At 45.5% G+C, this 10,747-nt stretch carries 8 protein-coding genes; 1 reads left to right on the plus strand and 7 read right to left on the minus strand.

Going from position 1 to position 10,747, the window contains the following annotated elements:
* Positions 1-418: 418 nt before the first annotated feature.
* Positions 419-868: a VOC family protein gene (locus tag LP667_RS11045; protein ID WP_082618916.1), complete on the plus strand. Its 450-nt coding sequence runs from the start codon at positions 419-421 to the stop codon at positions 866-868.
* A gap of 86 nt (positions 869-954) precedes the next feature.
* Here LP667_RS11045 and LP667_RS11050 read toward each other — a convergent pair whose 3' ends face one another.
* The 7 genes from LP667_RS11050 to LP667_RS11080 all read right to left on the minus strand — a co-directional run bounded on the left by LP667_RS11050 (position 955) and on the right by LP667_RS11080 (position 9,762).
* Positions 955-1,296, minus strand: a complete 342-nt coding sequence (locus tag LP667_RS11050; protein ID WP_021732688.1) for a hypothetical protein — start codon at positions 1,294-1,296, stop codon at positions 955-957.
* A gap of 199 nt (positions 1,297-1,495) precedes the next feature.
* Positions 1,496-3,484: an N-acetylglucosamine-specific PTS transporter subunit IIBC gene (nagE, locus tag LP667_RS11055; RefSeq protein WP_021732690.1), complete on the minus strand. Its 1,989-nt coding sequence runs from the start codon at positions 3,482-3,484 to the stop codon at positions 1,496-1,498.
* Between the two features lie 189 nt (positions 3,485-3,673).
* Positions 3,674-4,648, minus strand: coding sequence for a ketopantoate reductase family protein (locus tag LP667_RS11060; RefSeq protein ID WP_021732691.1), 975 nt, complete (start codon positions 4,646-4,648; stop codon positions 3,674-3,676).
* Positions 4,649-5,219: 571 nt separating this feature from the next.
* Positions 5,220-6,116: a DegV family protein gene (locus LP667_RS11065; RefSeq protein WP_021732692.1), complete on the minus strand. Its 897-nt coding sequence runs from the start codon at positions 6,114-6,116 to the stop codon at positions 5,220-5,222.
* A 149-nt stretch (positions 6,117-6,265) separates the two neighbouring features.
* Entirely contained in the window at positions 6,266-7,546 is a 1,281-nt protein-coding gene (locus tag LP667_RS11070; RefSeq protein WP_021732693.1) for a homoserine dehydrogenase, read from the minus strand.
* Between the two features lie 51 nt (positions 7,547-7,597).
* The gene (locus LP667_RS11075; RefSeq protein WP_056988389.1) at positions 7,598-8,884 is read right to left on the minus strand and encodes an O-acetylhomoserine aminocarboxypropyltransferase/cysteine synthase family protein; all 1,287 of its coding nucleotides are present in this window, start codon (positions 8,882-8,884) and stop codon (positions 7,598-7,600) included.
* Between the two features lie 2 nt (positions 8,885-8,886).
* A complete protein-coding gene (locus LP667_RS11080; RefSeq protein ID WP_056988388.1) occupies positions 8,887-9,762 on the minus strand; it encodes a homoserine O-acetyltransferase/O-succinyltransferase family protein in 876 nt (291 codons plus the stop codon).
* Positions 9,763-10,747 lie beyond the last annotated feature (985 nt).

A 10,747-nucleotide genomic window follows, 5' to 3' on the forward strand; every position in this document is an offset into this window, starting at 1 on the left:
TAAGGTTCCGGTGTCAAAATAGTCAGCGACAAATTTTACCAAGTTAAGTGGCCGTTAATCTGCCATTCGAGGGGGGTTCCAAAACGTGTTCGGTGCCACTGAAGCCTGTGCTTGCTACGCCAACGGACTAATGCAAAAACCGCATTAGTCCGTTGGCTAGGCAATGCTCGGCTTAAACCCGTGGCCCCTCACACTCTGAGACTGGAGGGGCTGGGTGACAATGCTCAGTAGCCAGATTATTCTTAGTCGGAAGTGTCTTTCTTCCGGCTTAGAATAAGACTCGTATTTGAGATGACGCGGGTTATGCGTTAGCTCAAATCGACGTCGGCTGCGTTCCAGCAATTGGCACCCAGCCCCGGAGGTCGGCATAGGACGCGCAACGGCTGACGAACAGCAATCTAACTGGTACGTTTTAATCATGGTTCATGCCAAACCTGATGAGTACGACACATTTAATAATGAATTATTTTTGAAGGGATTTGAGCTTGTGAATATTCGCGATATCGATCATTTGACCTTAACCGTTACTGACATTGCACGATCATTACGGTTTTACCATGAAGTATTTGACCTTCCCATTGTGACCTTCGATGGTGACCGCCAAGCTGTCTTAGTGGGCAAACAAAAAATTAACTTTCAGACCACTGACCAGCCACACCAACCAATTGCAGCTAAGCCAACGCCTGGTAGTGCGGACCTTTGCCTGATTGCAAAGGATAATATTGATGACATTCAGCATCACTTAAAGAGTTATTTCGTGGATGTGATTGCCGGACCGGTTGAAAGAACTGGTGCTCACGGAAAGTTGACGTCATTGTATGTTCGCGATCCTGATAACAACTTGATTGAAATTAGTAACTATCATTAAAAAAAGCCACAAAAACTAATCATCGAAGACGCCCAGAGCAACTGTTCAGTAACTTGCGAACAACTGCCCTGGGCGTCTTTTGGTCGTTATCTTGATATTTTGGTCAGTCGTTGATCAATCTGCGCTGCTAGCTGCGTAATTCCAGCGGCTGTCAGTCCCGTTGCTTCTGGATAAATCAAGACTCGCGCACTAGCTTGTAAGTCCAACACGGCTGCCACTGGTCGACTGACAACCAGCAATTGGTGGGCGGTCACCGGTAAGTCGTCCGCGGTTGCGGCCCTAATCTTAAGTGTTGACTGGGCTAGCGCCTGCATTAGCCGCTTGACTAGTCGTGCATCAAGTGCCGCGTCAATCACCATGCTGCCCGAAATCGAATTCTGTAAAATCCCCGTCGGTGTTGAGTTCAACACTAATACTTCGTCAATCATGTTACCGCCCCCCCTATAATGCCAATAGTATATCGTGGGAGTCAGTGGGAAGCAATCAAACGCACTGCCCCCGCATCAAGTTGTTCATTTGCTGTCACCGGTTGACACGATACCCGATGCAACACCAAAAAAGTTCCGCCTAAATCGAAATGATTTAGACGAAACTTTTTCAACAAACCCAACGTTGGCAGCACAGGTCTTATTCAGCTGCACCAATCAAATCACCGCTAATCACATGACCAGTTGGATTAAGGATTAGTTTATTAACGTGGTCCATATTGGTAATAACGACCATCATCGTTGTCGCTTTACCTGCCGACTTAATAGCGGCCAGGTCAACCGTTGCGACTGCGCTACCAGCCGCAATTTCATCACCAGTTGCGACGTGTAATGTAAACGGCGTGCCATTCATTTCCACAGTATTAATCCCCATGTGTAGTAAGACTTCTAGGCCGCTCGTCGTCTTCAAACCGATGGCATGCTTAGTTGGAAAGACACTTGTCACCGTCCCACTAACTGGGGCAACGATTTCGCCATCTTGCGGTTCAACCGCGTAGCCATCACCTAAGAGTTTACCAGCAAACGTCTCATCCGCAACCGCACTAATCGGCATTAATTGTCCCGTTGCCGGTGCATGCAAGACCGTTGTCACCGGTTTCTCCGTTATAGTAGTAGTTTGCGGTTCAACGGGTATCTGTGGTTCAGCATCAGGCGCTGAGGTTGTTGCTACCTGACCGGAAAATAATTTTTGTAAAGCCTCCGCCACAAACTGGACTTCCGTGCCAATCACAATGTGAATGTTATGAACATCCAATACGTTCAGGCCGGGCACGCCAGCAGCCATTACGGCCGGCTGATCGACTTTTTCCGTATCCTTAAGTTGTAACCGCAGCCGTGTCGTGCAGTTATTAATTACACTAATATTATCATGACCGCCAATGGCCGCATAAATCTGCTTGGCTTGGCGCATATACTTATCATCCGTTGCTGCAACAGCCACCGCTGGACTAGCAGGTGTATTCACCCCATCAACATCGGCCGTCACAACTTCACGACCAGGCGTCTTCAAATTAAACCGTTTGATTGCAAAGTCAAAACCAAAGTAATAAATGACGGCCATCACCAGTCCTTGAACCAGTAACATATAGGGTTGGTTGGCTAACGGCATCCGAAAACTCAATAAATAATCGACTAACCCGCCACTAAACGAAAAACTTGCGGTCCAATGCATTAGCGCGGCAAATCCCAACGATAATCCCATAAAAACGGCATGTAATAAGTAAAGTGGCCAAGCCACGAACATGAATGAAAACTCAAGTGGTTCAGTAACACCAGTAAAGAACGACGCAAACGCACCCGCTAACATCAACGAACCGACTTCTTTTTTCCGTTCTGGTCGCGCATTACGATAAATGGCATACGCACCCGCGGGTAATCCAAACATCATAATTGGGAAAAAGCCAGCTTCATACATTCCAGTAATCCCTTTAACGCCATGACTAGCCCAAAAATTGCCAATATCATTGATACCTGCAACGTTATACCAGAATACTGAATTTAAGGCGTGGTGTAACCCGGTCGGAATCAATAAACGATTGAAGAAACCATATAAACCGGCCCCCACGAAACCTAATTTAGAAATCCCCGTGGCAAAGAGCACGATGGCATCATATACAAACGGCCAGACAAAGTATAATACTGCCGTCACGATTAACATCACGAAGGCAGCCATGATTGGAACCAACCGTTTGCCACTAAAGAATGAGAGCGCCATTGGCAACTTAACTTCGTGGAACCGATTATAGAGGGCAGCCGCAATCAATCCCGCACTAATCCCAATCAAGACGTTGTTATCTAACGCACTAAACGCCGGGTTGATCTGACTCACCTTAACGTTCAGCATGGTTGCTAACGTTGTCGGTTTCAAAACAGTTACTGGGACTTCAAATGCGATTAAACCGGCAATAGCCGCCGCACCGTCCTTATTGACCGACATTCCAATGGCTAAACCGACTGCAAACAGTAAGGCTAAGTTATTCAGGACAACGTCGCCACCCTGAATTAAGTAATTTGCAAACAGCCACTGTTTTGGTAAGTAATTCCCAATCCCAACCAAAATTGCTGCTGCGGGCAGCGTTGCAATCGGTAGCATCAAGGACTGACCGATTTTCTGAAAATATGTCTTCATACCAATTTCTCCTCGTTCTCTTTTTAAGCACGTTATAAATCCTATCACAACATGTTTTCATTGCAAGTTTACAAGGTCACTTCATTGTATAGACCAATACGAAAGAAATCGATTTCAACCTTACTAAGTTAAGTTTTTCTGCCCACAAAAAAAGTTCTGAAAATTTTCAGAACTTTTTCATTAATATTCTTATTTTTCAGTAACTGGGATCTCCGGGTGCCGATACTGCCGCATCATTTCTGCTAAGTGGACTTCATGGGTCACAAATTCATGGACCCGACAAACATAGTCGTGTTCCCGCCCAATCTTGGCAATGTAACCATTAATATAATCAACTTCGGTTGGCCGCCCCTTCGAGAAATCTTGATACATTGATGGGTAATGGTATTTGTACGCCCGACTGACCGTTTCAACCGAATCAATCTCTTCTTGCCGCGTCTCAATGAGTTTGATACCTGCTCGTTCACAAGCATCGTACGCTTCGTTGAACATCTGGGTGGCCATCTCCTTAACCCCCGGATATTCAATGAATTGGCCCATCTGAATTTCAAACATCGTACACAAACTATTAGTGACCGCGTTGAATACAACTTTGGACATGCACATCCCCATAAAGTTATCCGACCAGATTGGATTTAAATCTGCGGCCTTGAAGTCAGCCATCACTTGCTTAGTAGTCGCATCAATCACACCCGCATACTTACTCATGTGCATCGCCTCACTGCCCTTAGGTCCCATAAAGTCAACGGCGCCCGGACCATTTAAGACCGTTGCAATCATTGCAGTACCGCCAATAATGTGGTCTTCAGGAAAGTATTGCGCAATCTTTTCAAAGTGCCCCATGCCGTTCATTGCGGCAAAAACGTACTGGTCCTCATGAAATAACGACGCGTCGCGCTTGAGTTCATCGGCTAACTGCATTTGCTTTTTAAAAACAATCCAGACATCTGGATGGCCTTGATATTCTTCAGGATAATAAATGTTGATGGGAACAACGTGATGGTTCTGATGATCCCGCGCTACATCAACGCCGCCTTGCTCGCGGACCTTCGCTACGTTTGGTTCCCACGTATCGATAAAATCAACGTCTACACCAGCGTTTTCTTGTAACATCACGCCGTACCGATATCCCATTGCGCCTGCGCCAATAATGCCATATTTCATAAGTAAAACCATCCTTTCATCTTGCCAACTATGTGTGTACCCGTCAAACATCAATTCACGACGTCTCTAATCTTAGTCCACTGGACCGATCTCTATGTGTTGCCACGCTATACCTACTACTATGTGTCTAAGCTACTTAACGACTATGTGTTTTTTAAATAAATTAGTGCTATGTGTCACTTGATGAAAAAAACGCCCTTTGAATAATCAATCAGATTATCCAAAGGGCGTTTACACGCGATACCACCTTAGTGCTAACCGAACTCACATCCGGTTACTCATCACGTTCACAACAACTAAACGTGTGCACAATAATGGGTGCGACCAGTGAATCTCGTAAAATCCACGCCAATCCTTTAACTTTCCACAACCTGTCATCACACCTTCACAGCAACGGCGCTTTCTGAGCATCACAAGTCGGTTACTCCTTAAAGCATTATAGCTTTTCATCAAGTTTTAATGTTATAACCATAATATCATTTTAAAGAAAAGTCAACCTTAAAAGCAAAACTTTTTTCAAAAACAGGCCATATTTATCCGACACAGGTCACGAATACTAACCTGGTCCCACCTATTGTCGTCGTTCACTATCGAGCGTCGTTAGTAACGGCTTCCAATCAAGCGACCAAATCATACCGAGTGCGTGATCCCCCGTCAAGACGCCTAAGACAGGACCGATGACACCCGTTTTGACTCGAACAGCTGGAAATTGATAGCGTAACTCACTTGCCCAGTCTTCCGCAATCTGCGCATCATTAGCACTAATAACATCAAGTCGAACCGGTAATTGACTGGTCATCACAAATTGACTAAATTCATCTTGAACAGCCTGTTGCGCATTTTTTAACGTTCGCTCCTTGCCCAAGAGTTGAATCTTACCGTGCTCGTTAAACGTAATAATCGGTTTATTCCGTAATACCATCGTTCCGGCCAAACTACTATTGTTATATATCCGGCCATTCTTAACTAAATGTCGCATCGAATTAACGATTAAGACGGTTGTCGTTGCTGCCCGCAAGTGCTTTAGCTGTGCCAAGATGTCATCCAACGCGTAGCCCGCTAATGCCATGGCCGCCGCTAACTTCACCATATTGGCCGTACCAGCACAAGCCGTCCGTGAATCAAACACCCGCACGTCAATCCCATCGACTGACGGCGCATAAGTCTTCAAATTATTGATCCAACCACTAATACCACTACTCAAGCCAATGACCAAGATTTGATCATACCCAGCCGCTTGCAATTGGTCAAAAACCACTTGCATTTCTGGCATTGAAATTTGAGAAATTGTCGGAATATCTTTCTCAACCTTCAATAACCGATAAAACTGATCAGTCGTAATATCAACGTTTTCATGATAAACGTGATTACCGAACATAATTGGATCATTCACCACCGTAATTTGGTAATCTTTTATAGCTTGCGCACTCAAATTGGCAGAGCTTTCGGTCACCACCGCAATTTTCATAATTTCACTCCTCATCGTGTCAGTCAAATAACTGCCACGTCCCGCTAATTAACTTCGATTAGCGCGTCCATCAGCCATGATAATTCCATGGAAAATCAGCGCCAAAAAAAGACGCTCAGATACAGTATACTGTACCTGAGCATTCTTTTTCAAATCGCGACATTTACAGGGGTTGTAATCGTATTCTCGGACGTTTGCGGCCAGACCGTGGTATTTGCAATCGGAATGAGATTAATCGGTAATTCAGCTCGTAGTTTGTCACGCTGGACAGCAGACAACGCGGCAATCCGATAACAATTGGCCGTAACGAATTCAACTGAGAAATCGGCCTCATTAGCGCGGCGCTTCAATTCTTCTTGACTAACGGTACTAAAACCGAGATACGTTTGTGTTAACTGGTCCAACCGAGCCACTGTTAACGGTGCAGCTGGTTCGGGATTGCGAACAGCTTGATGGTCACTAATCAGATGCTTAGCCGCCACTAAAACATCGTTAAGCACACTATTGGCAGTTGCCGTACTCCCAGCCCCTGGACCAGTGTACAAACCAGTTCCAATAGCCTCACTCTGGATCACGATTGCATTTTGAACACCATTGATTTGACTTAAAGACTGATTAGTAGGAATGGCTACCGGTGCCACACGACAATATAATCCGGTAACATGCTGCTGGATTTGGGCCAGTAATTTAACGCCCCAACCATTTTCAGCTGCTAACTGACAATCCACGGCTGTCAGCGCCGTAATGCCAACGGGACGAATTTGTGACAAAGTCAGCTCCTGACCAAACGCAAAGCGACTGAGGATCATTAATTTATAGGCCGCATCAACTCCCGCAACGTCATTAGTCGGATCAGCTTCCGCATAACCGGCCGTCTGGGCGGCAGCTAACGCTTGTTCATAAGATTGACCAGCTGTCATGGCACTTAAAATATAATTAGCAGTCCCATTAATAATGCCACTAACAGACTGAACATTATCCGTAGCATAGCTATCCGTCAAGGTTCGCAAGATGGGAATTCCGCCCGCAACACTAGCTTCATAAAACAAATCACACCCCCGCTTCTTAGCTAGTGCGGCCAATTCAGGCCCGGCCGTGGCAATTAAGTCTTTATTAGCCGTCACAACGGCCTTACCTTGATTAAGCGCCGCTACGATCGCCGCCTTGGCTGTCGCAACTGTTCCCATGACCTCAATGATCAATTGAATCTGTTGATCACAAACAACGTTCGTCAATGAATCAGTCAGCCGCGTGCCAATCGGTAACTGAACTGAACGATGGGCATTCAAATGATTAACGACAACTGCTGCTAGGTGCAACCGAATACCTTGCGTTTGTTCAATTTTAGTTGCTGAGCGGGTCAACCGTTCAACCACCCCGCTACCCACGGTCCCTAACCCTAACATGCCCACTTCAATTGTCGTTGTCATTACAACACCCTCCGTTTCGTTCACTTTCAATCAGCACAAATTCATCATCAGCTAAATTTGTGCCAAGGCTTGATCTAAATCAGCGATTAGATCTTCCGCATTCTCAACCCCCACCGAAATTCGAATCAAATCAGGGGTCACCCCGGCAGCCAATAATTCCTGTTCATTCAACTGCGCATGTGTCGTTGAAGCTGGGTGAATAATTAATGATTTCGCATCGGCAACGTTGGCTAACAATGAAAAGAGTTGCAAATGTTCAATCAACGCCTTACCAGCCGCTTCACCACCAGTTAATCCTAAGGTGAAGATGGAACCGACCCCATGTGGGAAGTACTTAGCTGCTAGGTCATGGTACGGGCTGTCTTCAAGTTCTGGGTAATTGATCCAAGCAACTTTCGGATGCGCCTTTAAAAAGGCCACGATTTTGCGCGTATTAGCAACGTGCCGTTCTACTCGTAGCGACAACGATTCTAACCCTTGCAGTAATAAGAAAGAATTGAATGGACTGATGGTGGCACCAGTATCCCGCAGTGTTTCTGCCCGCACCTTGGTCGTGAAGGCTGCACCACCTAAGTCAGCAAAAACTAGTCCGTTATACTGGGGATCAGGTGCCGTAAAGTCTGGGTACTTGCCACTCGCACGCCAGTCGAACTGTCCACCTTCGACAATGACGCCACCCATAGTCGTGCCGTGTCCACCAATAAACTTAGTCGCTGAGTGCACGACCACGTCAGCACCATGTTCCAGTGGTCGAACCAAGTAAGGTGTCCCAAAAGTATTATCCACAATGAAAATAATGCCATGGTCATGGGCAATTTTACCAATTGCTTCAAAGTCGACAAGGTTGATTCCTGGATTACCAATGCTTTCAACGTACAAGGCTTTGGTATGCTCATTAATCGCGTTCTCAAAGTTGGCAGGATCATCTGGATCAACAAAGTGTGTTGTAATACCTAACTTATTCAAGGTTACGCTGAATAAATCATAGGTACCACCATACAGGGTATTAGCTGCTACGATTTCATCACCCTGTTGTGCAATATTCAAGATTGCGGCCGTAATTGCAGCGGAGCCGGTTGCCAACGTCACCCCCGCCGTTCCGTGTTCTAAAGCCGCGACTCGCTTGTCAACTACGTCCGTCGTTGGGTTAGTTAATCGGGTATAAATATTGCCAGCATCAGTCAAAGCAAACCGGCCCGCAGCTTGCTTGGCGTCCTTAAAGACGTACGACGTTGTCTGATAGATTGGAACAGCACGAGCACCGGTTTCATCGACCGTTTGCCCTGCGTGGACTTGTAACGTTTCAAAGTGGTAATTTTCAGGATTCGTTGTTGTCATAATTAATAACCTACTTTCGCTAAATTCAAAGTTGCCAACCAGTTTTGATACAACCGGTCACTTGCTGTCTGCCAACTGTAATCGACCGTTGTTAGTCGTTCAGTTGCAAAGTAATGTTCGGGTAACTGAATTGGTAAGTGTTTCCGCCGATCACGGAAATATTCATCGGCTAGCGTTTGCCGTTCATATTCGGGATGCCCAGTTACATAGACCGCGTGCTGTTTCGGTGCGGTCAAAACAAGCGGTCCCACCTGTGGATTGTCGGCAACAACCTGCAAGCCATTTGGTAATTGTTCGGGCATGACCAGCGCGGTGTGCCGTGATTGCGGCATTTTTAGTAAGCCCCCAGCGCTCAGACCGTTAATTAATGGTGATTTAACATCAGTATTCGTCGCACGATAAATACCAAATATTTTGTGCGCCACAAGCCGCTTAGCAATGCCAAACTGTGCGTATAACCCTGCTTGTGCTGCCCAACATTCAAATAAAGTCTGACTAACATGTCGTTGCGCCCAATCAATAATCACCAGTAACTCCCGCCAGTAATCGACCCTTTCAAACGGCAACGTTTCAACTGGCGCCCCCGTGACAATCAAACCATCAAAATACTGGTCATAGATATCCGCTAACGTCACGTAATGTGCGGCAATAACCGCTTGGGGTAAGCTCTTAAACTGATGACTTGCCGGATACATAAAAGTCACGGTAACGTCGGTTGTCCCGGCCGCAAAGCGCTTCAAGAACTGCCGTTCAGTTGTTAGCTTCGTCGGCATCAAATTTAAAATTAAAATTTGCTTGCTCTGAGAATTGACCTGATTATCCGCACTTTCCCACTCACCACGTGCCGCTAACAGGCCATTATTTGCTGTGACTGTCATCTAACCGCTTCCTCTCTCGTGTTCTTAAACAAAAAAAGCTTTCGTCCATTAGTCTCTATACATAGAAACTAACGGACGAAAGCTTTCGCGTTACCACCGTTATTCGTTGTCATCTCACGATCACAACCTCGACGAGTACCCTAACATCTAGGAAACCCCGCAATATATCGGTTGCCACCGCATGCGTAGCCGCTACGACCCGCATCATGACTCCAAGCTCATCTTCACCGCACTTCTGATTACTTCTCTCACCATCACGAAGCTCTCTGCAAATCAGTTATGTGATTACTCTTCTCTTCAACGTCTTAATCTGTTTTTAATTTAAAACTAATTTAACACCAGATTTATTCATTGTCAACTCATTTTATTGTTTTATTTTTGTTATGCTTTAACTTGAACCCGTGCTTTGAACACCCACAATCATATACCTGTTCGGCAGCAATTACGCATCCTGGGCCGATCTCCAGGGCCGGTGATAATTGTAGGACACTTCAACCTAATACGCTAATTTAAAAATAAGTACATTATCTTGTTAAATCGACTACTGAATAACAAATTGACCGTTTATAAAGAATAGCGCCCAATCCATCAGGGGTTGAGGGACATCTTTACCAGACACTCGAATACCATCCCGACTAGAAATCGGCGTCGGACGAACCAACTAAGCACGTTTACACTCAGCTGGCTGTTTTGGACTTAAGCTATCCAATAACTTATAAGCATCCGCATATCACAAGGCTTTCACCACAAATTTTAATATTTGTTGAAATTTATCCTTGACACTTTTTTCGTCTTTGCCTATACTGAACACATTCAATAACGAAAGCGAGGAACCAAGATGTCAAAGTCAATTACTAACTTGAACAGTTCATGGCAAAGCCGGCCGTTCAGATTGTAATACCGTCCACACGGATACAATCTGGCAAACAGTTTGTATCTGTGCTGGCTAACTTTGATATTCAAAGAAGTCTGCATGGGTTTTAAA

This window comes from Lactiplantibacillus paraplantarum (assembly GCF_003641145.1).
In the GTDB taxonomy this organism is placed as follows: Bacteria; Bacillota; Bacilli; order Lactobacillales; family Lactobacillaceae; genus Lactiplantibacillus; species Lactiplantibacillus paraplantarum.